At 62.9% G+C, this 23603-nt stretch carries 21 protein-coding genes; 10 read left to right on the forward strand and 11 right to left on the reverse strand.

Translation table 11 applies throughout. From position 1 onward, the window contains the following. The 3 genes from AC4CWF_RS16180 to AC4CWF_RS16190 form a co-directional block, all read right to left on the reverse strand. On the reverse strand, positions 1-384 hold the full coding sequence (locus AC4CWF_RS16180; RefSeq protein ID WP_491282656.1) for a cupin domain-containing protein: 384 nt from the start codon (positions 382-384) through the stop codon (positions 1-3). Positions 385-386: 2 nt separating this feature from the next. Beyond that, positions 387-1595 (reverse strand): acetyl-CoA C-acetyltransferase, encoded by a 1209-nt coding sequence (locus AC4CWF_RS16185; RefSeq protein WP_491282657.1) that lies wholly within the window; start codon positions 1593-1595, stop codon positions 387-389. A gap of 173 nt (positions 1596-1768) precedes the next feature. Then, positions 1769-3562, reverse strand: a complete 1794-nt coding sequence (locus AC4CWF_RS16190) for an acyl-CoA dehydrogenase C-terminal domain-containing protein (protein WP_491282658.1) — start codon at positions 3560-3562, stop codon at positions 1769-1771. Positions 3563-3967: 405 nt separating this feature from the next. Here AC4CWF_RS16190 and AC4CWF_RS16195 point away from each other — a divergent pair, with 405 nt between their 5' ends. The 3 genes from AC4CWF_RS16195 (at position 3968) to AC4CWF_RS16205 (ending at position 9656) form a co-directional block, all read left to right on the forward strand. Beyond that, the gene (locus tag AC4CWF_RS16195) at positions 3968-7720 is read left to right on the forward strand and encodes a peptidoglycan-binding protein (protein WP_491282659.1); all 3753 of its coding nucleotides are present in this window, start codon (positions 3968-3970) and stop codon (positions 7718-7720) included. Between the two features lie 209 nt (positions 7721-7929). Further along, positions 7930-8859, forward strand: coding sequence for a sulfite exporter TauE/SafE family protein (locus AC4CWF_RS16200; RefSeq protein WP_491282660.1), 930 nt, complete (start codon positions 7930-7932; stop codon positions 8857-8859). Beyond that, positions 8856-9656 carry a TIGR02186 family protein gene (locus AC4CWF_RS16205; protein WP_491282661.1) on the forward strand — a complete coding sequence of 267 codons (801 nt, stop codon included), beginning with the start codon at positions 8856-8858 and terminating at the stop codon, positions 9654-9656. Before AC4CWF_RS16200 ends, AC4CWF_RS16205 begins: the two co-directional genes overlap by 4 nt. A 59-nt stretch (positions 9657-9715) precedes the next feature. Here AC4CWF_RS16205 and AC4CWF_RS16210 read toward each other — a convergent pair whose 3' ends face one another. Then, on the reverse strand, positions 9716-10504 hold the full coding sequence (locus AC4CWF_RS16210) for a DUF4394 domain-containing protein (protein ID WP_491285440.1): 789 nt from the start codon (positions 10502-10504) through the stop codon (positions 9716-9718). A gap of 217 nt (positions 10505-10721) precedes the next feature. Here AC4CWF_RS16210 and AC4CWF_RS16215 point away from each other — a divergent pair, with 217 nt between their 5' ends. The 3 genes from AC4CWF_RS16215 (at position 10722) to AC4CWF_RS16225 (ending at position 13546) form a co-directional block, all read left to right on the forward strand. Next, positions 10722-11267, forward strand: coding sequence for a sigma-70 family RNA polymerase sigma factor (locus AC4CWF_RS16215; protein ID WP_491285442.1), 546 nt, complete (start codon positions 10722-10724; stop codon positions 11265-11267). Beyond that, the gene (locus tag AC4CWF_RS16220; RefSeq protein ID WP_491282662.1) at positions 11264-12019 is read left to right on the forward strand and encodes an anti-sigma factor; all 756 of its coding nucleotides are present in this window, start codon (positions 11264-11266) and stop codon (positions 12017-12019) included. Before AC4CWF_RS16215 ends, AC4CWF_RS16220 begins: the two co-directional genes overlap by 4 nt. A 213-nt stretch (positions 12020-12232) precedes the next feature. Then, positions 12233-13546 (forward strand): histidine-type phosphatase, encoded by a 1314-nt coding sequence (locus tag AC4CWF_RS16225; RefSeq protein WP_491282663.1) that lies wholly within the window; start codon positions 12233-12235, stop codon positions 13544-13546. Between the two features lie 3 nt (positions 13547-13549). Here the strand turns inward: AC4CWF_RS16225 and pdeM are convergent, their stop codons facing one another. From pdeM to AC4CWF_RS16250, 5 genes are all read right to left on the reverse strand, one after another. Continuing rightward, a complete protein-coding gene (gene pdeM / locus AC4CWF_RS16230) occupies positions 13550-14284 on the reverse strand; it encodes a ligase-associated DNA damage response endonuclease PdeM (RefSeq protein ID WP_491282664.1) in 735 nt (244 codons plus the stop codon). A gap of 41 nt (positions 14285-14325) precedes the next feature. Then, positions 14326-16836, reverse strand: a complete 2511-nt coding sequence (locus tag AC4CWF_RS16235) for a ligase-associated DNA damage response DEXH box helicase (protein WP_491282665.1) — start codon at positions 16834-16836, stop codon at positions 14326-14328. Between the two features lie 209 nt (positions 16837-17045). Continuing rightward, complete coding sequence (locus AC4CWF_RS16240; RefSeq protein ID WP_491282666.1) at positions 17046-17690, reverse strand: YitT family protein; 645 nt, start codon at positions 17688-17690, stop codon at positions 17046-17048. Then, complete coding sequence (locus AC4CWF_RS16245) at positions 17690-18307, reverse strand: YitT family protein (RefSeq protein ID WP_491285444.1); 618 nt, start codon at positions 18305-18307, stop codon at positions 17690-17692. The genes AC4CWF_RS16240 and AC4CWF_RS16245 overlap by 1 nt, the downstream gene beginning before the upstream one ends. A 143-nt stretch (positions 18308-18450) precedes the next feature. Beyond that, positions 18451-19404, reverse strand: coding sequence for a class I SAM-dependent DNA methyltransferase (locus tag AC4CWF_RS16250; RefSeq protein WP_491282667.1), 954 nt, complete (start codon positions 19402-19404; stop codon positions 18451-18453). 145 nt (positions 19405-19549) lie between these two features. Here AC4CWF_RS16250 and AC4CWF_RS16255 point away from each other — a divergent pair, with 145 nt between their 5' ends. Both AC4CWF_RS16255 and AC4CWF_RS16260 read left to right on the forward strand, forming a co-directional pair. Further along, the gene (locus AC4CWF_RS16255) at positions 19550-19816 is read left to right on the forward strand and encodes a DUF6460 domain-containing protein (protein ID WP_491282668.1); all 267 of its coding nucleotides are present in this window, start codon (positions 19550-19552) and stop codon (positions 19814-19816) included. Next, on the forward strand, positions 19816-20310 hold the full coding sequence (locus tag AC4CWF_RS16260; RefSeq protein WP_491282669.1) for a CAP domain-containing protein: 495 nt from the start codon (positions 19816-19818) through the stop codon (positions 20308-20310). Before AC4CWF_RS16255 ends, AC4CWF_RS16260 begins: the two co-directional genes overlap by 1 nt. Before the next feature lie 305 nt (positions 20311-20615). On the opposite strand, the gene AC4CWF_RS16265 is transcribed toward AC4CWF_RS16260, so the two are convergent. Next, positions 20616-21698 carry a quinone-dependent dihydroorotate dehydrogenase gene (locus tag AC4CWF_RS16265; RefSeq protein ID WP_491282670.1) on the reverse strand — a complete coding sequence of 361 codons (1083 nt, stop codon included), beginning with the start codon at positions 21696-21698 and terminating at the stop codon, positions 20616-20618. After that, entirely contained in the window at positions 21698-22042 is a 345-nt protein-coding gene (locus AC4CWF_RS16270) for a DUF952 domain-containing protein (protein ID WP_491282671.1), read from the reverse strand. The genes AC4CWF_RS16265 and AC4CWF_RS16270 overlap by 1 nt, the downstream gene beginning before the upstream one ends. A 168-nt stretch (positions 22043-22210) precedes the next feature. On the opposite strand from AC4CWF_RS16270, the gene AC4CWF_RS16275 reads away from it, so the two are divergent. Then, on the forward strand, positions 22211-22612 hold the full coding sequence (locus AC4CWF_RS16275) for a hypothetical protein (protein WP_491282672.1): 402 nt from the start codon (positions 22211-22213) through the stop codon (positions 22610-22612). Between the two features lie 151 nt (positions 22613-22763). Next, positions 22764-23429: a response regulator gene (locus AC4CWF_RS16280; protein ID WP_491282673.1), complete on the forward strand. Its 666-nt coding sequence runs from the start codon at positions 22764-22766 to the stop codon at positions 23427-23429. The last annotated feature ends 174 nt before the right edge of the window (positions 23430-23603 follow it).

A 23603-nucleotide genomic window follows, 5' to 3' on the forward strand; every position in this document is an offset into this window, starting at 1 on the left:
TCAAGCCGACAGATGGCTGCGCTGTGCATCCAGCGTTTTGGTCTTTTCGACCACGACATCGCCGGTGTGTTTCGTCTCGGACGGCTCAAACAACATGATCCAGCATTCCTCGGCCGCAACCGGATTGTGCTCGACGCCCTTCGGCACGACATGGAAATCGCCGGCTTTCAGATGGACATGCGGCCGATCGCGATATTCGATGGTGAGCGCGCCCTTCCAGATCAGGAACAGCTCGTCCTCGTCGCGGTGAGAATGCCAGGTGAGATGGTCCTTGACCTTGGCCACTTTCACGCTCTGGCCGTTAAGGTCGGCAATCACGCGTGGCGACCAGTGGTCGCTGACGTGGTCAAATTCGGCTTCGACCGAGCCTGTGTTGAAGCTCATGGTCAAACCCTTTCGATCACGGTGGCCGTGCCCATGCCCGCGCCGATGCAAAGGGTGACGAGCGCGGTATTGAGATCGCGGCGCTCCAGTTCGTCGAGCACGGTACCCAAAATCATCGCGCCGGTGGCGCCGAGCGGATGGCCCATGGCGATCGCTCCGCCATTGACGTTCATCTTGTCGTGGGAAATGTCGAAAGCCTGCATATAACGCAGCACGACGGCAGCAAACGCTTCGTTCAGCTCGAAGAGGTCGATATCGGAAATCGACATGCCGGTGCGCTTCAGAAGCTTTTCCGTCACATCGACCGGGCCGGTCAGCATCAGCGCCGGATCAGAGCCGATATTGGTGAAAGAGCGGATGCGGGCGCGCGGCTTCAGGCCCATGGACTGACCACCGGCTTTCGAACCGACGAGAACGGCGGCGGCACCATCGACGATACCGGAGGAATTGCCGGCGTGGTGGACATAGGTGATGCGCTCGACTTCCGGATGCGCCTGCAGGCCGACGGCTTCGAAGCCGCCCATTTCGCCCGGCATCTGGAAGGATGGGTTGAGCGCTGCCAGCGACTGCATGTTCGTTTCGGGCCGCATATGCTCGTCGCGGTCCAGGATGGTGAGGCCGTTCTGGTCTTTGACCGGAATGACCGATTTGGAGAAATAACCGTTCGACCAGGCATGCGCTGCGCGCTTCTGGCTTTCCACCGCATAGGCATCGACGTCATCGCGGGTAAAACCATACTTCGTGGCGATGAGATCGGCGGAAACGCCCTGCGGCATGAAATAGCCGGGGAAGTTCACGGACGGATCCATGTACCAGGAGCCGCCGGACATGCCCATGCCGACACGCGACATGCTTTCCACACCGCCGGCGATGACGATATCATCCGAACCGGCCATGACCTTGCCGGCGGCAAAATTCACAGCATCGAGACCCGACGCGCAGAAACGAGAAATCTGCATGCCCGGCGCCTTCACCGAATAACCGGCCTCGAAGGCGGCAGCCTTGGGGATGACGGCGCCGGCATCCATGACCGGATCGACGCAGCCCATGATGATGTCATCGACGGTTGCCGTGTCGAGCCCGTTGCGGTCGCGGATGGCTTCCAGCGTTTTCGCAGCGAGACGGACGGAGGGCACCTCGTGCAGGGATCCATCCTTCTTGCCACGGCCGCGCGGCGTGCGCACGTGGTCGTAGATATAGACTTCGGTCATTGTGTCTCTCCCTTGGGCGCGCGGGGCGCCTGAAATTCTCTATCTCTCCCTTCTCCCCAGCGGGGAGAAGTGCCGAGCGCATGCGAGGCGATGAGGGGGCCATTGGCGCCATCGCCCGCCGCCCCCCCTCATTCGGCCTTCGGCCACCTTCTCCCCGAGGGGAGAAGGGACCATCAAAACGCCTCGGCGGCCAGTTCCATCAGCGTGTCGCTGCCTGCCTCGATGCGGACCTTGCGAAGCGCCGTTTCCGGCATGATCTTGTCCATGTAGAAGCGCGCCGTGACAAGCTTCGTCTTCAGGAAATCATCCCGCTCGTCGCCGGCGGCAAGGAGGTCCTGCGCGGATTTCGCCATCTTCGCCCACATGTAACCGAGCATGACGAGGCCGAAGAGGTGCATGTAATCGGTGGAGCCGGCACCGGCATTGTCGGGCTTTGCCATGGCATTCTGCATGAACCACATGGTGGAAGCCTGCAGGTCGTTGAGGCCCTTCTTCAGCGCCTTGGTATAGGGCGCCATCGCCTCGTTTTCGCGGTTTTCCTCGCAGAAATCGCCGATTTCCTTGAAGGCGGCCATGACGGCGCGGCCACCGTTCAGCGCCAGCTTGCGGCCAACGAGATCGAGCGCCTGGATGCCGTTCGCGCCCTCATAGATCATGGCGATACGGGCATCGCGGACATACTGGCTCATGCCCCATTCTTCGATATAGCCATGGCCGCCATAGACCTGCTGGGCCATGACCGCGTGGTCAAACCCCTTGTCGGTCATCACGCCCTTGAGGATCGGGGTGGCAAGCCCGAGAAGATCGTCGGCGGCCTGGCGCTCTGTGGCCTCGGAGGAGCGGTGGGCGATGTCGGATTTCAGCGCCGTCCACAGCATGAAGGCACGGCCGGCCTCGTTGAAGGCTTTGATGGTCATCAGCGTGCGGCGGATATCGGGATGCACGATGATCGGATCGGCGGACTTTTCCGGCGCCTTGGGGCCGGAGAGAGAGCGACCCTGCAGGCGATCCCTGGCGTAGGCGACGGCGTTCTGGTAGGCGATTTCGGAGATGGCGAGACCCTGCAGGCCGACGCCGAGGCGCGCCTCGTTCATCATGACGAACATGGCGTTCAGGCCCTTGTTCTCCGCGCCGATCAGGTAGCCGGTGGCATCGTCATAGTTCATCACGCAGGTGGCATTGCCGTGAATGCCCATCTTGTGCTCGATGGCACCGCAGGCAACGCCGTTGCGCGCCCCGACCGATCCATCATCGTTGACCAGAAACTTCGGCACGATGAACAGCGAAATGCCCTTGGTGCCGACAGGTGCACCCTCGATGCGGGCGAGAACCAGATGGACGATATTATCCGTCATGTCGTGTTCGCCGGCGGAGATGAAGATCTTCTGGCCGGAGAGCTTATAGGAGCCATCGCCCTGCGGCACCGCCTTCGTGCGCAAGAGGCCAAGATCCGTGCCGCAATGGGGTTCGGTGAGGTTCATGGTGCCCGACCACGTGCCCTCGATCATCTTGGGCAGGTAGGTTTTCTTCTGTTCGTCGCTGCCGTGGACGAGGATCGCGGCAATCGCGCCCTGCGTCAGGCCCGGATACATCATCAGCGACATGTTGGCGGCGGACGTGTATTCGCCGACGGCGGCGTGCAGCGTGTAGGGAAGGCCCTGCCCGCCAAACTCCTCCGGCACGGCAAGGCCGATCCAGCCGCCTTCGCAATAGGCATCGTAAGCCTGTTTGAAACCTTTGGGCGTGGTCACCGAACCATCGTCGGCGCGCACGCAGCCTTCCTGATCGCCGGAGTAATTGAGCGGAAACAGCACCTCTTCGGACAGGCGCCCGGCTTCGGAGGTGATTGCCTCGATCATGTCAGGCGTTGCATCGGCGAAGCCCGGCAGGTTGTTGTAACGCTCGATGCCGAGCACGTCCTTCAGGATAAACAGCGTATCGGTGACCGGGGCCTTGTAGACGGGCATAACGCGAACTCCTCCAAATCGGCGGCCGGATCAACCGGCATTCATGACCGTATAAAATATTGACGTGCGCGTAAACGTCAATGGAATAAATTGTCGCTCTGCGTCGATGAAATTGCCGTCATTGACGCCGCAAATTGCGGCGTTTCCGGCACGCCGCGCAAACTTCGTTAAAACTTTGCTCCCTCTTAACACGGTATTAACTACGTTTCGCGAAATGATGGGGAACGCCGTGGCAGCAGTGCTTCGGTCATTGGGCAGGGACGGTGCCAGACGCGGAAAAGTTCAGCCATGGGATTTAGGTCCGTGGTGCAACCGGCTGAAAGAGGCGCCGTCAGGCATGCCTTGACCAGTGGCTGGACGGATCCATCCGATGCAACGCGACGTGCGCAGCAAAACGAGTAGAAGATGAACGGATCACGCCTTAACACCAACGCCCGCGGAGAACGCTCTTCTCTCGATGCGCTGAACCGTACCATCGAGGGACTGGAAGCCCGCATCGAAGGCCTGCTGAAGGCGTCGACCCCGCGCGAGATGCAAAAGGCGGCACCTCTGCCATCTGAGCCGACCCCGCGGATGCCTGTGAGCGAACCGCCTGCCCGCCCGCACTCCGATGCGCTGGCCGAAATACGCGAGCGCCAGCGTATGCTGGATGCCGCGCGCGAACGGCGCACCGCCGGCGCCGATTTTGCGCCCCGTATGCCCGCCCAGCCGGTCCGGGAAAGCGAAGGCCGTGACGAGGTGAGACCCGTCGAACCGCGCCGCACAGCGCCTGCTTCGGCCCTTGCCCGCGCCTTGGACACCCGCCCGAGCCCGCGCCCGGCCGCCGAAAGCAACAATACCGGCACCATTGCCCAGGCGCTGCATGATTTGCGGCGCGAACTGCGCCAGGATATTTCCGAAAACATTGCCCGCGAAATGCAGGCGCTGCGCGATGACGTGCAGTCCATGCGCGGTTTTGCCGATGGCCGCGATCTCGGCGCGGACCTGCGAGACGAACTGGCGCGGCTGGCCGATGGCATCGACATGCTGTCCAGCCGCACGCCATCTGCCGCCTCCGACCTGCGCGGCGAACTGGATGACCTTCGCGCGCTGATCGATGGCCTTGCCCGCCAGGACAGCCTGCACAGCATGGAAAACCGCTGGAGCGCCGTGGAAGAACGGCTGGAGGAATTTGACGCGAGCGGCATCCAGAAGGAGCTGATCGCGCTCGCCTACCGCATCGATGGCGTGAAGGCCGAGCTTGGCACCATGGCCGACAGCCCGGCGATCCGCACGCTCGAAGACAAGGTGCTGATGCTCGCCGCCGTGGTGGAAGACCTTGCCCAGCGCCCGCTGGAGAGCGAACATGTGTCCGGCCAGTTTTCCCATATCGACGACCGGCTGGACGAGTTGAGCCGCGCCGTTGCCGCCAACAACACCCGCCCGCGCAACGAAGCGGCCGAACACGAGGCGCTGCGGCGTCTGGAGGAGAGGCTGATCGGCCTTCACGACAAGATCGAAAGCCTTGCCCATGTGCAGGATGCCTACCGGCTGGAAGAGCGGCTGGAGGAACTGGCGGAATTTTTTGCCCGCGGGCCGCAGCAGAACATTGCCGGCTCGCTGGCCGATCTCACCGCACGGATCGAGGCACTGGCGAGCGAACACACAAGCGACGGCCTTGGCCGCCGGTTGGAGGATCTGACCCATCGGATCGACAACCTCGCCACCGCGCCGGCTGCCTCCGATGCCGGGCTCGGACGCCTGGAAATCCGGCTGGACGAGATCGCAGCCCGCCTGGAAGAGGCAAGTGCCGCGCCGCAGGGCGATAGCCTTTCGCTTCTCGGCCTTGAAAAACAGATCGCCCATCTTTCAAGCCTGATGAGCGAACCGCGGCGGGAGACAAGCCTTCCCGACGATTTTGACCAGCGCATGGCGGCCATCGAAGGTTATATGGCGACCAGCGACGAATATGTGCTGGAGGCCGCCCGACAGGCTGCCGAAACCGTGATCGAGGCCTATTCCCGCAACGGACGCGGCACCGGCAGCGATGCGACACCCGATACGGCAACGCTTCTGGCGCTGGCCGAAGACCTGCGCCATCTTGAAGAACTCGCGCGCGGCTCGGAAGAGCGCACGCAGCAGACATTTACGGGCCTGCACCGCACGCTGAACGAGATTGCCGAGCGGCTGGACCGTATGGAAGGCCGGATGGGCGAGCGCCAGACGGCGCTGTTTGGCGGAGCACCGCTTGCGCCCCCCCGCGCAGAAACCCAGACCGCCGTGCGCCCGCCGATGGCGCAACAAAAAACAGGTCCTGCCCCAACGACACCCGAAACGGGCGAGCCGCGCGGCATGCTGGCGCGTGCCAACGAGCAGTTGATGGCGCAAACGGCCGGCAGCCCTGCCGTGATGGAACCGGATGCCGACGAGAGCGACGCCGCAAACGGGCAAGACACTGCCCGTGGCGGCCTTTTGTCCGGCCTTTCCAGGCGCTTTCGTAGATCCGGGCGCGCATCGGCCCAGAAGAACAAACGCACGCGGGTAGACCCCACCCCTTCGCTCGATCCCGGCACAGCAGTTGCATCCTACGAGGCCGACGATAGCGGCGACAACGCCCTTCTGGAGCCCGGCTCCGGAACCCCTGATGTGCGCAAGATCCTTGAGCGCGTGCGCGCCACGCAAGCGGCTGCCGACGCTGCCCTGGCGGCTGAAGCCAGACAAAGCGAAAGCACGCCTGATGGCACCGATGGCGAGCGGATGGATTATATCGCCGCTGCCCGCCGGGCCGCAAAGGCTGCGGCGCTGGAAATGGGTCAGGCCCCGGCAGACACCGGTTCGAAGGGGAACGTAAAAGGGACCATCGCGCCTTCCGGCGTTCGCGCCACCTTTGCGCGCCACCGCCGCCCCATCCTGATGGCGGTTGGCGCCGTGCTTCTGGCGCTGATGGCCATGCCGCTGTTCAATACGCTGACACGCAGCGAAAAGGCGCCCGCCGCATCCATCACCACCGGCGAGGCGACCCGCCCGGCATCCGCGCAGAATGTCGCAACCTCTGCCCCTAAGATGCCGGCTGCCCCGGCTATCTCCCAAACTCATACCGCCGCGACACCCGTTGCCCCACAGGCTGCGGCCACGGCACCGGCGGCACCCGCAATGCAAGGTGCTGGCCTCCAGGCGCCGGCCGAAGCATCCGCGAATGCCACGACACCGGCCGAGGTTGCCGCAGTGCAGCCGGCACCGCAGGCGGACGTGGTGAGGCAGTCCCTGCCCGAAGAAGCCGCAGCCCCGATGGACAGCACCGGCGCTGCTGGGATCGTTATTCCCGCAGGCCTTGGCCCGCAGCCGCTGGCCGATGCCGCAGCAGAGGGCAATCCGCAGGCGCTGTTTGAAATCGGCGCGCGCTTTACCGAGGGACAAGGCGTGACAGCCGATCCGGCAGAGGCTGCCCGCTGGTATGGCCTTGCCGCCGAGCGCGGTTCTGCGCCGGCGCAATATCGCCTTGGCAGCCTTTACGAGAAGGGAACCGCGGTCACCAAGGACCTTACCCGCGCCGTCAGCCTCTACGAACAGGCGGCGAATGCCGGCAATGCCGGCGCCATGCACAATCTGGCCGTGCTCTACGCCTCCGGTGCCGCGGGGAACGCCGATTACCGGGCGGCCGTCGAATGGTTCGGCCGGGCAGCAGATCTTGGCATTACCGACAGCCAGTTCAACCTTGCGATCCTGTTTGCCCGCGGCAACGGCACGGAGCAGAACCTGGAAGAATCCTACAAGTGGTTTGCCATTGCCGCCAATGGCGGCGACCGCGATGCCGCCGCAAAGCGCGATGAAGTGGCCAATGCGCTGAAGCCGGCGCAGCTGGAAAGCGCCAAGGCACGGCTTGCCAATTGGAAACAGCAGACGCTGGACGGCAAGGCAAACGGCACCAACATTCCCGCCGACTGGTCAACCAAGACCGACACGTCCGCCAGCATCGACATGGGCAAGGCGATCCGCAACATTCAGGCGATCCTCAACCGCAACGGTTATGACGCCGGCCAGCCGGATGGTTTGATGGGCAAAAAGACAGTGACGGCCATTCGCGCCTTCCAGCGCAGCAACGGGCTTGCCGAAGACGGCAATATTTCCGAAGCGCTGGTGCGCAAGCTTCTGGAAAAGAACAAGGTGCAGGGGGCCTGAGATCTAGCCGGAACAGATCCGCCACAGCGGGCTGAAATCCTTGTTTTCCGCGGCTTTTCAATTGACTCGAAAAACGCGGCAGCGCATGACGGAAGCCTAGCACCGGTGCGTGACAGCGTCCGGTTAGACCGTCGATTTCATGCGCCGCACGGGTGGTCCCTCGCGAAGCCGCCCGCGACGGCGGAGCCATTTCTGCTTAAGGAACGCCCGTGACTGTGTATCTGCCCATCGCAGAGCTGTCGGTGAACATCTTCATCATTCTCGGCATGGGCGCAGCCGTCGGTTTTCTGTCCGGCATGTTCGGCGTCGGCGGCGGGTTTCTGATCACGCCGCTTCTGATCTTCTACAACATCCCGCCCGTCGTTGCCGTGGCAACCGGTGCAAACCAGGTCGTCGCCTCCTCCGTCTCCGGTGCCATCAGCCATTTCCGCCGCGGCACGCTGGATGTGAAACTGGGCAGCGTACTGCTGATCGGGGGTCTGGCGGGTGCCACCGTCGGTGTGTGGATCTTTTCCTGGCTGCGACGGCTCGGCCAGCTCGACCTCATCATCTCCCTGCTCTACGTCGTGTTCCTCGGCACGATCGGCAGCCTGATGCTGGCGGAAAGCCTGCGCGCCATGCGCCGGGCCGCCCGCAATGAGGCGCTGCCGCTCAAACGTCCGGGCCATCACAACTGGGTCCATCGGCTGCCGCTCAAGATGCGCTTCAAGAAATCGAAGCTTTATCTCTCGGCCATTCCCGTTGTGGCGCTGGGCTTCGGCATCGGCATCCTCACCTCCGTCATGGGCGTCGGCGGCGGTTTCATCATGGTGCCGGCGATGATCTATCTCCTGCGCATCCCGACAAATGTCGTTGTGGGCACATCGCTGTTCCAGATCATTTTCGTCACCGCCTACACCACCATCGTGCAGGCCGCGACGAACTATTCCGTCGATATCGTGCTCGCTACGATCCTGATGGTGGCGGGCGTCATCGGCGCGCAGTACGGCGTGCGTGTCGGCCAGAAGCTGCGCGGCGAACAGCTGCGCGCGCTTCTCGGCCTGCTGGTGCTGGCCGTTGGCCTGCGGCTGGCGATCGATCTCGTGGTGACGCCGGCCGATATCTATTCCATCGCCGTCGGAGGCTTTGGCAACCGATGATCCGCGCGCTCCTGCTGCTGCTTCCCTTCCTTCTGCTTGCCGAGACGGCAAAGGCCCAGGTGCCGCTTGGCCAGGGGCCATCAGCCGTGCGCGAGGGGCTGGAAATCGGCACCTCCACAAGCGAAATCGCCATCACCTCGGATTTTCGCGGCGCAGATCTCACCGTGTTCGGGGCGCTCAACAATGCCGACGAACTGTTTCTCGCTATCGGCCAATATGATGTGGTGGTGACGCTGGAAGGCCCGGTGGATTATGCAACCGTGCGGCGCAAGCAGCGGGTGTTCGGCATCTGGATGAACACCGATTCCATGACCTTCGAGCAGGTGCCGGAATCCTATTCCATCGCCAGCACGCGCCAGCTTGAGGATATCCAGAACGCGCCCTCGCTCAACCGCCTCGGCGTCGGCATCGATCACCTGACACTCTCGCCCACCGGCTTTGTGGGCAATGGCACCGAGATTACCGAGTTTCGCGAGGCCTACCGTCGCCTGAAGCTCTCAAACGGCCTTTACCAGCGCGATACGAGCGGCGTGCGTTTCGTCAGCCCCAGCCTGTTTCGCGCCACACTGCGCCTGCCGGCCAACGTGCCCGATGGCGTGCATGTGGTGCATGCCTATCTGTTCAAGAGCGGCGAGTTGATCCAGCAGCGCGACCTGCCCCTGCGGGTGGTGAAGACCGGTCTCGAGCAGACCATTACCGATGCGGCACACCAGCAGCCGCTGGTCTATGGCCTGTTCAGCGTCTTTGTGGCGCTCATCACCGGCTGGGGCGCCAGCATCATGTTCCGCAAGGATTGAGTGCGGAAACGCCGGGTGTCTGGCACCCGGCGTTTTGTTGTCGAGATAAAGACGCCAGCTTACATCGCCGGCAGCACGGCGATGTCGCGCACGGAGCGGTTTGCGCCGGTGATTTCGCCGGACTTGGTCGCCTTGCCGGTTTTAAGATCGACGGTGTGTACGACATTATCCGCCACAAGCCATGCGGTATTGGTCCCGTCAGCCGTGGTCTGGATGTCGAAGGCATAGGTGGACGGTGTGGCGGCAAGGCCAAGCTTGCCGACGGCCTTCAGCGTGCCATCGTTCGGCTTGGTCTGCTGGATCAGCCCGCCGATAGTGGCATCGATATTGTACATGGCCGTCTTTTCCGGCTTGCCATGCGAATTGGTATAGGCGGCGGCAACGATGGCGGGCGTCTCGCCCTTGTGCATGTCGCCCTCCTCGAAGGCGAGGCTGCCATCGACGGTGACGGCACCGGTATCGGGATGGACACGGTGGTTGGTCGTGCCGGTCATGAAGCGCAGGCGGTCGGCAGCCGGGTTGAAATCGACGATGACAGGCGTTTCACCGATGGCAACCGGCTTGTCCATGCGCGCAAGTTCCGTCGTGCGGCCGGTTTCAAGATCGATGGTGACGATGACGCCTTCCGGGGTGACACCAACGAGCGTGCCGTTGGAGGGGCGCAGATCGATGCCGACAAGGCGCTGGACGCCCTCGATTTCGAGCGTTTCGGTCACCTTGGGCGTCTGCGTATCAAACATCACCAGCGTCTTGTCACCGACGAGCCCGACGGCTGGAGCTGCAAATGGGACGCCGGCAGAAGCGGCAAGCACGGTGGATGCGACAAGCAGGGTCTTGGTCAGTTTCATCATCGGTCTCCCGTTGTTAAATGGACGGTAGAGCGCGCCCCGGCGGGGTTTTCCTGAACGCACTCTCCACCCCCTAGACACACGGGCCTCGGCTTCTGGATGCAGCGGCCAAAAATATTTTTCGCTTTTTTGTTGGCGCCTGCATCCCGGGAGGGCTTTCATGCGTATTGGGAGGAGACAGCGAAAGAGGGAGGACCTGTCCTTGGCGGCAGCGGAAATGGCAACGGACGGGCTGGACCGGGAGCTTTTTGCCTGTGCGCGCGGTGATACGCTTGCGCTGAAGCGGATTTTCGACCGCGAGGCCGGGCGCCTGACTGCCATTGCCGAGCGGATCGTCCGGCGACGGGACCTCGCCGAAGAGGTGGTGCAGGAGGCCTTCATCAACATCTGGACCAAGGCTCACCAGTATAGCCCCGACCGCGGTTCTGCGCGCGGCTGGATCCACGCCATCGTGCGCAACCGCGCGCTCAACCTGCTCCGCGACGGCAGCCGCGAGGATCTGGTGGATGCCGAGCGGCTGGATGCGATGCGCGAGGCCGACCAGATGGACCATGTGCTTTCCGCCTTTGCAACGCTTGACCGCGACAGCCGGCTGCGCGCCTGCCTCGACACGCTGGAGGAGACCCGCCGCCGGGGCATTCTGATGGCCTATGTCGGCGGCTACAGCCATGGCGAGATTGCCGGGCGTCTGCGCCTGCCGCTCGGCACCGCGAAAAGCTGGATCCGCCGCGGTCTTGCCGCCCTTCGGGAGTGCATGGCATGACCTTTGAAGATGTCCACGCCATCGCCGACGATTACGTGCTGGGGCTGCTGGAACGGTCCGATGAACTGGCCGTGGAGGCCGAGATGGTCCGCAACGGTGACCTCGCACGCGCCGTGGCCGCAGCCCGCGACCGTTTTCTGCCGCTCGACATGACGGCCACGCCGTTGCCCGTCAGCAGCACGCTCTGGCAGCGGATCGAAAGCCGCCTGCAGGAGACGCCAGCAGGCCCCGAGATGGCCGGCGAAAGGCAAAGCTGGACTGATCCTGACGCTACCCCGCAAGCATCCCCTCCTGCGGCAAACGACAATGCCGCCACCCGCGCCGCGGGCCGCTGGCGCCGTGCAGCCTTTGGCGGGCTGGCCGCCAGCCTCCTCATGGCGGCGGGCCTTGCCTTCACCCTCACCCGCACCGTGGAGCCTCTGGTGGTGGCTGTACTCGTTAATGAGGCCGGCGCCGTTCAGGCGGTGGTCGAGGATTTCGGGTCCGACCGCGCCGTGGTGCGCCTGCTCGAGGATCTCAAGGTTCCCGCCGACCGCACGATGCAGGTCTGGACGCTGCCCTCGCGCGAGATGGGGCCGGTCTCGCTCGGCCTGATCGATCAGGCGCGCTCCACACGCCTTGCGCCGCCATCCCTGCCGCGCCCGCAGGATGCGCAGCTGTATGAGATCACGCTGGAACCTGCAGGCGGCTCCCCGACCGGGCGACCGACAGGGCCGATCCTTGCCAAGGGTTTTGCCCAGCTGCCACGCTGAGTCCGCACGAAAGCCGCTTCGCAACCGGCGCGTTCGTCGCATGTGTTACCATAAAGAGATGGCCATAGAGGAAGGGAGCGGACGGGCGTATTTCGGCCACAAATTTGTCGCGGCACGTTCATGTAACCTTATTACAGCGAACGCCGGGAGGACGCCGGATGGCGCCTCCCCTGCGCGACGCGGCCCGCCGCCAATCTTTTTCCCGGAGCCTCCATGGTCTGGAAATCTGCTCTTCGCCTTGCCCTTAGCTTTCCGCTTGTCCTCCCCCTCGCCCTGCCCGTTGCCGCCGCCGGCGCGCAAGGGGCGGCGCTGACGCCGGACAAGTATATCGCCATCATGCGCCACGGCGTGCGCCCGCAAACCAGCAGCAAGGAATTGTTGCACTATTCCGCGAAAGCCTGGCCGGTCTGGGACGTGGCGGATGGCATGCTGACGGCGCATGGCGCAAAGGCTGCCGAAAAGCTGGCGGGCTGGGAAATGTCCATGTTGCGCGACAAGGGGCTTGTGGCGCAGAGCGGCTGCCCGGCACCGGGCGAGGTCTTCGGCTGGGCAAACGGCTCGGTCCAGCGCACCATCGATACGGGCAATGTGATCCTCTCCACCATGTTCCCCGGCTGCGGCCTTGCCGTCGGTTTCAACAAGACCGGTGACGTGGACGTGCTTTATGCGGCTTCCGATGCAGCGCTCGGCGCGATCAATCCCGAACAGGCAAAGACCGCCATTCTGGACGCGGCCGGCGGCAGTTTCGATGCAATGAAGGCCAAGGCCGCACCGCTGATGAAGGAGCTTGATGGCATTCTCGGCTGCGAAACGAGTGCCTGCTCGATGGCGGAACGCCCCTGGACGATCGACATGAAGGAGGCCAAGGGCGACAAGCCCGCCAGCGTCTCCGTCAAGGGACCTCTCGCCGAAGCCGGCACGCTAGTTCAGGTGTTCCTGCTGCAATATGCCAACGGCTTTCCGGCAGATCAGGTGGCCTTCGGTAAGGCTTCGACCGCCGAAGACATCATCCACCTGTCAGAACTTCGCCAGTGGAAATACGACGTGGGCAACCGAGTGCCTTATCTGGCGCGCCGCGATGCCTCCAATTTTTTAAACCAGATCCTGCTCGCAACGGCAGCCGGCACGAAAGAAGCAACCGGCACCGAGGGCCCGCCGGACGCAAAATTCCTGCTGTTCATGGGAAGCGACACGCAACAGGCGGAAGTGGCGACCCTGCTTGGCCTGCACTGGCACATCCCCCCTTACGTGGACGATGAAACACCGCCAACGGGTGCGCTGACCTTCGAGCGGCTGCACGATGCGACGGGCAAAGCCTATGTGCGCCTTGGTTTCGTAGCGCCAACGCTCGACCAGATCCGCGATGCTTCGACGCTTGACGCAAAAACGCCGCCGCTTCAGGCCGCGGTCACGCTTCCCGGCTGCGAGAGCGAGATGGTGGACGGCGCCTGCCCGCTGGATAGTTTTTTGAAGATCGCGCGTGCCACGCTCGACATGAGCGCGGTTGCAACTCAGGTCTACCAGTAGGGTTCAGCCGATCAGGCTGTCAAAGCGGACCGAATAAATCCGGTCCCGGCCGAGAAGATGGGCAATGAGGGCGGCACGGTCGAACAGGCCGTGCATGGCCTTGTGCTTGAGGTCGAGCCCGCCTGTCAGCACCCCGAAGGCGGGCATGACGAGACGGGTGCCATCCGTGGCAAAACAGGGCCGGCGCACATATTTGCCGCGCCGACCGACCGTTGCGGAGGGATGCAGGTGGCCGGCGATCTCGCCCTTGCCGGCCACAAGGCTCGGTTCGTGGCGGAAGACGAGACCACCATAGACGAGTTCGTCGGCACACTGGCCCGGCAGGTCGAATGTGCCATCCGGATCATGGTTGCCGTTGATCCAGATCCAGTCGCGCCCGCGCGCGAGAGCATTAATCGTGTCGCGAAATGCCTGCGGCATCAACTGAGAGCCGCGCCGGTCATGAAAATTGTCGCCGAGCGAAATCACGGTTTTCGGATCGTAACGGGCAATGACGGCCGACAGGATGTTGAGCGTCGCCAGCGTATCATAAGGCGGCAACATCATGCCGCGCCGGGCAAAGGCGGCGCCTTTTTCCAGATGCAGATCGGAGACGACGAGCACGCCATGATCCGGCAGGTAAAGCCCGCCAAGGGGATCGCAGACGGCGACGACGCCATTGACGAGGATCTCGGCACCGGCTGCAAGGGTGGTGATGTCTGCGGCGGCAACCGCCAGTCTCTGGTTCATCATCGTCATTTTCTGTGGCGAGCCCGTTCCCGCCTTCCCCGTCGTCGTTCCTAGCCCATGGCCTCGGCAATCAGGTCTTCCGCAGCCTCTGCCAGCACCGCATCCTGCGCTTCGCCGGCGACCGGCTCGCGGCCGATTTCCAGCATGACTGGAACCGCAAGCGGCGAGACCCGATCGAGCGGGCGATGCACGACATGGCCCTTGATTCGCAAAAGCATAACGCCAAGCCGGCCAATATCCAAAAGCCCTGATGCCGCATCCCGCCGTGTGGCCTCCAGAAGCACATGATCCGGCTCGTGGCTGCGCAGCACGTCATAGATGAGATCGGTGGAGACCGTGACCTGCCGGCCGGTCTTTTCCTTGCCGGGATGGCGCCGTTCGATGAGGCCGGAAATCACCGCGCAGTTGCGAAACGTGCGCTTCAGCAGAAAACTTTCATCCAGCCAGGCCTCCAGATCGTCGCCCAGCATGTCCTCGTCAAACAGGTCGGCAAGGCTCAAACGCCCCCGCGCGATCATCTCGCCGATGTCGTTGAGGCCCCAGATGGCGAGCGAATAATCGGTGGCGACGAAGCCGAGCGGGCGGGCGCCGGCGCGTTCCAGCCGGCGCGTCAACAGCATGCCGAGCGTCTGGTGGGCCAGCCGGCCTTCGAAACAGTAGGCGATCAAAAAGAAGCGCTGGCCGCGGGGAAAGGTTTCCACCAGCAGTTCGTCGCGCGCCGGCAGCATGGATTTTTCACGCTGCAAGGCCAGCCAGTCGCGCACCTGATCCGGCAGCACATGCCAGCGGGCGGGATCGGCGAGCATGGCCCGCACCTGGTCTGCGAGATAGGTGGAGAGCGGAAACCGGCCGCCGGCGTAAGCGGGGATCTTTGGATCGAGCGAAAAGGCGTTGGAGACGAGGCATTCGTTTTCACGGATCCCCTCAAACCGCAGCACCTTGCCGGAAAACAGGAACGTATCGCCCTGCACCAGCTGCTCGAGGAAATATTCCTCCACCTTGCCAAGCGACATGCCGCCGCGGCCAATGGTGCCCTTGGCATTGTGCTTGACGAGACGGACATTCAGCTCGGCAGCCTCCACGATGGTGCCGAGGTTCATGCGGTATTGCTGGGCGATCTGCGGATTGGAGACGCGAAAGCGGCCCTCCTTCGTCCTGCGGATTTTCGCGTAGCGCTCATAAGCGCGCAGCGCATAACCGCCGGTCGCGACGAAATCGACGATGCGCTCGAACATCTCCCAGGAGAGGTCGGCATAGGGCGAGGCGCTGGTGATCTCGCCAAATAGCTCCAGCGGATCAAAAGGTTCGGCGCAGGCCATGCCGAGCACGTGCTGGGCGAGCACATCGAGCGCCCCTTCGCCGACCGGGGGCGTATCCTGCGCGCCGAGATAATTGGCATCGAGTGCTGCCTGGCACTCCATCACCTCGAAACGGTTGGCGGGCACAAGGATCGCCTTCGACGGCTCGTCCATGCGGTGATTGGAGCGGCCGATGCGCTGGGCAAGCCGCGAGGCGCCCTTGGGGGCGCCGACATGCACGACCAGATCGACATCGCCCCAGTCGAGGCCCATGTCGAGCGTCGAGGTGGCGACGACGGCGCGCAGGCGGTTGGCGCTCATGGCGGCCTCCACCTTGCGCCGCTGCCCGGCATCGAGCGAACCGTGATGGAGGGCGATCGGAAGGTTGTCCTCGTTGATCGTCCAGAGTTCCTGAAAGATCAGCTCGGCCTGAAAGCGCGTGTTGACGAAAATCAACGTCGTCTTGTGGCGGCGGATTTCCTCGTAGACCTCGGGGATGGCATAGGTCGCGACATGGCCGGACCAGGGGATGCGCTTGTCGCTTGAGAGGATCTTGATATCGGGTGCTGCACCGCCCGTGACATGCACGAGGCCGGCCGGCGGCGCTGGCGCATCGTCTGACCCGCTGTTCTGCGGCACCAGCCAGCGCTGCAGGTCCATGGGATCGGCAACGGTTGCCGACAGGCCGATGGTGGTGAGGCCGGGTGCGAGACGACGCAGGCGCGCAAGGCCAAGCGACAGAAGATGACCGCGCTTGGAGGTGACGAGCGAATGCAACTCGTCCAGCACGACATATTTCAAATCCTTGAAGAAACGTCCGGCATCCTTGTTGGCGATCAGCAGCGCCACCTGCTCGGGCGTCGTCAGGAGAATATCCGGCGGGTTCAATTTTTGGCGCTGGCGCTTGGATTGTGGCGTATCGCCGGTGCGGTTTTCCACCGACACCGGCAGCCGCATCTCCTCGACCGGTTTCATCAGGTTGCGCTCGATATCGACGGCGAGCGCCTTCAAGGGCGAGATGTAGAGCGTGTGGACGCCGGTGAAGGCCTCACCCGGCGGCAGTTTTCCGCGCCGGGTGAGATCGGTGAGCGAGGGCAGGAAGCCGGCAAGCGTCTTGCCCGCCCCGGTCGGCGCAATCAGCAGCATGTTCTCGCCGGAGCTTGCGCGCGCGAGAAGCTCCATCTGATGGGCGCGCGGGCTCCAGCCCTTTTGCGCGAACCAGTCCGTGAACGGGCGCGGCAGAAGATCGACGGTCTGGCTCAAGGGTTCGGCAGGGCTGTTATCCACGAGGCCTAAGGTAATGGGTCGCGGGCGAAAGAGAAGAGGTGTCCCAGCCTATCCCGCAATTCCCTATGGCGGGCTGCAAAAGGCGATGTCTGCTTGTCCGGTGCTCACGTACTTCTAAGTACGCTCCGCTCCGGTTCTCGAAATCACCATTTTCGCCGCGCCCGAGAGAATTCCGGAACAGGCTGTCACCGCACGATATAGCGGTCCGTGCGGTGGTTGATGGCAAGAGTGAGATTCAATGTCAGCGCCGCAAGGATGGACAAAAGGATGACCATCGGCGTGGCGACGAAAAAGGAGAGCGCCAGCACGACGCCATCGAGCCCCAGTTGCACGAAGCCGGCGCGCCAGCCGAAGCGGTCCTGCAGGTAGAGCGCGAGGATGCCGAAGCCGCCAAGGCTTGCGCGGTGGCGAAAGAGCGCGAGCATGCCGGTGCCGATCAAAAGCCCGCCAAAGAGGGCGGCCACGAGCGGATGGATGTCCTCGATGTGGATCAGGCCGGGCAACACTTCTGTCAGCACCGAGGTCAAAGCCACGGCGGAAAAGGTTTTGAGCGTGAAGGCAAGGCCAAGACGCCGGTAGGCGATCCAGTAGAATGGCAGGTTGATGAGGAAAAACACCACCCCGAAACTCAGCCCGCTGGAATAACGCAGGAGAAAACCAAGGCCTGCCGTGCCGCCGATGAGCAGATGCGCGGAGGAGAGCAGCGTGACGCCGAGCGCTGCCAGCATCGAACCGGCGGCAATGCCCTGGATATCCTCGATGAGCGAATGGCGATCGGGGCTGGAGGCCCAGAGGCCGATCGGGGTCTTTTCGCTGCCTGTCTTTGCCATCAGCGCACCACGATATAACGATCGGAGCGATGGTTGACCGCCAGAAACAGGTTGAGGATGACGGCACCGAGAATGGACCACATCACCACCTGCGGCTCCAGCACCAGAAAGGCTGCCGCCATGACGCCCGTATCGAAGGCGAGCTGGATGAGGCCGGCCTGAATGCCGAAACGCTCCTGGATATAGATGGCGAGAATACCGACGCCGCCAAGGCTTGCCCGGTGCCGGTAGAGCGCCAGAAGCCCGTAGCCGAGCAGAAGCCCACCCATCAGCGCGCCCCAGAACGGGTGAAGGTAATCGATGACGAGGAAGCGGCCTTCCACTTCCGTAATCACCGAGACAAGGCCGATGGCCAGAAAGGTTTTTGCCGAAAAGGCAAGGCCGAGGCGGCGGAAGGAGAGATAATAGAACGGCAGATTGACGATGAAAAACAGCAGGCCGAAGGAGATGTGGAAGGCATAATGGATGAGGAAGGCCACACCCGCCGTGCCGCCGGTCAGGAGCCCGACGCGGTTCAGCAGGTAAAAGCCGAGGCCGGAGACCAGCGCGCCGGTCAACAGACCCTGGCTATCCTCCAGCAGCGTATGCTGGGAGGGATCTGCGCTGTAAAAGCCCAGCGTTTTCTTCTGCGAAAGAACCGTTGCCTTCTTTTCCGACAAGACTGCTTTTCCCCTTTTTGATGAGGGCAATTGTGCACCGCAAAACCCGCCCCTTCAAGATGGTGCGGAGGGTCCCTGTCAAAAGGAAAGAAAGCGTTGGCTCAGGCGCAAAGCCGGGCAAGAAACAGAATGCCGAACACGGTTTTTCCGGCATCCATGCGAATGTCGGTCTTCATCAGGTCGAGAACCTCGAACCCCGTCTCGGCAAGACTGTCCCGCACATAGGCCTCATGATGGGCGTAGCGCAGCGATGGCTGCAGGCAAAAGCCCGGTTCGGCATCGCCGCCATCTTCGATGGTTTCAGCATCTTCGACGGAAAAGGCAAACAGCCCGTTCGGCTTCAGGAGGTCACGGGCAAGCGAAAACGGCGTGTCGAGGCTGCCGAGATACATCATGACATCGGCGGCCGAGACCAGATCGGCGCGGTGCTTCGGCAGGTCGGGGGAGAACAGGCCGGAACCTTCTGCTGGCTCAGACAGATCCGCCTGACCAAGATGCCGGTAGATGCCCTTCTCCCCGGCTTTCGAGAGCATGTTCGCCGACAGGTCAAACCCTTCCAGACGGCCGCTTGCCGATGCCACTTCCAGCCCGAAAAGACCGGTGCCGCAGCCAAGATCGACGGTCAGCGCAAAGGGCGCATGCGGGCCAACGAGGCGGAAGAGCTTTTGCGGCACGCTGTAGTTCAGTTTTTCGATGAGCGATGCTTCGAACCGGTCGGCATAATCGTCAAACAGGCCTTCGACATAGGCCGATGGCGGGCTTTCCGGCGTGGGGACGGCCCCCAGCAACGCAAGTTTCAACGGCGCGCCGAAAATGCCGGGTTCGTCGAGGTCGGCGGCGCGGCGATAGGCATTAACCGCCTCGGACGTCAAACCCGCCTTTTCGAAGAATTCCCCCAGCTGAAACCAGCCGGCGGCCCAGACGGGGGCAAGCTCCAGCGCCTGCGCCATCAGGTCGGCGGCAGCACCGGCATCGCCAGAGTCCAGCAACATGCGGGCATAATCAGCGCGGCGATCGGCGATCACGTCGCCGGACGAGAATTGGATGGGGGTCATTGGCTTCGATGCGCAAGAGGATGCGCGCTTCTGGCCGAAGCCACAAAAAAATACAAGTTCTATCGCAGGACGAGACCCGGCTGCTTGCGGCAGCCGGGCTGCGGACCTATCTCTCTCACCACGCAACCACAGAGGAAAAAACGGCATGGCCGACCAGATGAGCAGGGTTCTCGGAGACAGTCCGGGCCGCACCATCGTCAAACTGATCGTCGTGTCGCTGATCGTCGGCTTTGTCATGGCCGTGTTCGACGTGCGCCCGTGGGATGTCTTTTACGGCATCCGCGATTTCGTTGTCGATCTCTGGCATCGCGGTTTCAGTGCGCTGGGCGCCGTCGGTGATTACCTGATCCTTGGCGCCACCATCGTCATCCCCGCCTTCATCATTCTTCGTCTTTTAAGCTACAGGCGCTAATGACCCGTTCTATCGATCTTCTGGCCCGACGTGGGTTTCTGCTTGTCTCAGGCGGCGCGCTTCTGACGCTTGCCGGCTGTACGCTGACCCGCCCCACCATCTCGATTGCCGGCGCCACCGACGAGACGCGTGCGGCGCTGCCGCTCGTCAATGCGCTGCGCCAGAAACACGGCCTGTCCTCCCTCTCCGCCAGCGGGCCGACGGGGCAGGCTGCGGCCGAACAGGCGGTGCGCATGGCAAAGGCCGGCGAGATGAAGCACCTGATCGGCTTTGGTGACGATTTCGGCGATCGCATGAAACGCAACGGCGTGCCGCTTCCGGCGGCCGAAAACATCGCCAGCGGCCAGTCCAACGTCACCGATGCGGTGCAGGCCTGGATCGATTCCCCCAAACATCTTGTCAACATGCTCGGCAATTACCGCGCGGTCGGCGTGGCCGTTGCCCGCGCGCCCGCGACATCGCGCACCTATTGGGCCATGGTGCTATCGGCCTGACGCGGCTTGGTTCCAGGATTTTCGCAAGGACAGGAAGACGTAAACGCAACCTTACCGCGTCATCTCGGGGGAGGTGGCGGAGGCGTGCCGATTCTGATGTCACGTGGTTTAGAAACGCGTTGCCTCGGCCACGGGATCGATCCACATCAGCAACCGGACCAGCAGCACGGCCAGAAGAAGGTCAACGATCACGGTGATCGGCCGGCTATTCTTCAAGATCATCAGGCACCTTGCGACAAACAGCGGAAGCGCCAGGCGCAACCGAAGATACACGAGAGATGCAACAATAACCCTAGCGTGCCACTTTACAAGGGGTAAGCGTTCCACTTTTCCAGATGGCGTGACTTCTCCTCGGAAATCGAGCTTGCGCCTATGCGTTGCATCTGCGCAGACAGTCCGCGCACGATCTCGGCGGCAAGACCGGGACCGCGATAGACCATGCAGGAATAGACCTGCACCAGATCCGCCCCGGCGCGGATCTTTTCGAGCGCCGTCTCTGCCGAGGACACGCCGCCAACGCCGATGATCGGCAGGTCGGGGCCGATGCGTTTGCGCATGCGGGCGAGCACCGCCGTGGAGCGGGCAAACAACGGTTTTCCGGAAAGCCCTCCCGCCTCGCCGGCCTGGCGGGCATCCTTCAATCCATCACGGGCAAGCGTGGTATTGGACACGATCAGCCCATCGAGCGCATGGGAGAGAACCTCGGCGGCGATATCGTCCATGCCCTCTTCGGTGAGATCCGGCGCGATCTTCAGGAAAACGGGAACCCGGCGCCCGGTGCGCACTGCCTCCTCGTCGCGCGCCAGAAGCACTGCCGACAGGAGCGCCGAAAGACTGTCGCGCGCCTGCAGGTCGCGCAGGCCCGGCGTGTTCGGCGAGGAGATGTTGACGGTGAAATAGGAGGCGAGCGCGGCAAAGCGGTGAATGCCGGCGACATAATCGGCGATGCGATCGACGCTATCCTTGTTGGCGCCGATATTGACGCCGACGATGCCGCGTGTCTTCAGGGCCGATAGCCGTGCATGGGCGGCCGCATGGCCTTCATTGTTGAAACCCAGCCGGTTGATGACGCCTTCATCCTCGACAAGGCGAAAGATGCGTGGGCGCGGATTACCCTCCTGCGCCTTTGGCGTCAGCGTGCCGACCTCGGTGAAGCCAAAACCGAGCCGCAGGATCGCCTCCGGCACTTCGGCATTTTTGTCGTAACCGGCTGCAAGCCCCACCGGATTTTGAAATTGCAGCCCGGCAACCGTCACCTTCAGGCGCTCGTCCGGCACGATCCGGCACGATGGCACAAGACCGGACTTCAGCGCGGCAATGGAAACGCCATGCGCGGTTTCCGGATCGAGTGTGAACAGCGCGTTGCGGGCAAGGTTAAAAAGCGACATCAGACAATCTCCGGAAACTGGTGTGTACCATCGGCAAGAAGCGGCAGCGGCGTCTCAAAAAGCACGGCCGAGAGCGGCAGATGGGCGTAAAGATGCGGAAACAGCGCGCCGCCGCGCGAGGTTTCATAAACGAGGTCTGCGCCGAGACGCGCGCCATCCACCGCCACCAGCAGCAGGTCCGACTGGCCGGCAAAATGGCGGGCTGCGGTCTCCTGAAGCTGGGATGCGGTGGAGAAATGAATGAAGCCATCGGCGAGATCGACGGCTGCCCCCTTAAAAACGCCCGTTTCCCGTGCCGCCTGCCATAAAACATCCGGCACGATCTTATATATGATACCGCTCATCCTCGGCCTCTCTGCCAGTGGAGACGAGGCAGGCTTTGCCGCAAACCGCGACCATTGTCCATGCCAGCAAAGAGAGGGCGACGAGATCACGCCCGAGACGGGCCGGAAAAAAGGCCGGAACGCGGGCCAGGGAAATGGGAGCATGACATGCGGATAGGATTATTTACCTTGGCAACCCTCATCACGCTTGGCGCGGGTCCGGCACTCGCACAGGACGCCCAGGCATCGCCGGCGGATACGGCGCGCTACCGGCTGGAAAAGACCGAGACCGGCTTCATCCGGCTTGACCAGCGAACGGGGGCCATCACATTCTGCCGCGAGACGGCGTCTGAATTGACCTGCCGCATGGCCGCCGACGAACGGGCCGCCTATGATCAGGAACTCGACATGCTCGCCAAACGGGTAACCGCCCTGGAAGCAAGATTGGATCGCCTCGCCTCGTCCGGCCCCGCTGCAAGCGAGGCGGAAATCGAACATTCGCTCTCGATCATGGAGCGCTTCATGCGACGTTTCATGGGCCTGGTCGAAGAATTCCGCCACGACGGCGTACCCCAGCCAGACCGCGGCTGATGCCGGCGCCATCCCGGCTCACGATGGTCCGGGCGCCGTGGCAGCAGCGCGTAAATGTACCCGCTGAAACTTAGGCTTGTTTCACCATGGCATGCAGTTTAAGAATGAGACGGGACGGATGCAGACTATGCTCTTGGGAGGGGGCGTGGACATGCAACAGCTTAAAATCATCATTGCAGACGATCATCCACTGTTTCGCGGCGCTTTGCGCCAGGCGTTGCACGACATCGCCGACGGCTCCTCGATCACCGGTGCCCCGTCGATCATTGAGGCCGGCACGTTCGAGGCGGCGCGGGAGGCAACACAGGCCCATCCGGACGCCGACCTTCTGCTTCTCGATCTTTCCATGCCCGGTGTCAGCGGCTTTTCCGGCCTGATGTCACTGCGCAGCGACATGTGCAGCCTGCCGATCATCATCGTCTCGGCCAGCGACGACACCGCAACCATCCGGCGCGCGCTGGAGCTTGGCGCCTCCGGCTTCATCTCGAAATCCTCCGGTCTCGACGACATCCGCACCGCCATCCGCACCGTGCTGGACGGCGGCATCTGGGCCCCGGACGAGATGGCTGGACGCTGCGACCAGGACCCTGCCCTAGTCGAACTGGTGGAACGGCTGAGAACGCTGACACCGCAGCAGAACCGCGTTCTGTCCATGCTGGCCGAGGGGCTGTTGAACAAGCAGATCGCCTATGAGCTTGGCGTGTCCGAAGCCACGATCAAGGCCCATGTGTCCGCCATTCTGCTGAAGCTTAATGTCGACAGCCGCACGCAGGCGGTGATCAAGCTTGGCAAGGTCAACATGGCCATGGTGGCCTAAGAGGCTTCCGCTTCCTTCCTTCAAGCGGACGGTGGCGGCGCGACCAGGGCGCCGTGAGGATTTTATTCCTTTTCTTCTTTACTCGGGCACAGGCATTCATTAGAGATACGCAGACAGGCGGCGTGAGTTTCACGCGGCTTCGACTGTTGTTTTGGATGCAGGCGTCGTTTCATT

The organism is Neorhizobium sp. PAMB6630 (assembly GCF_058242775.1).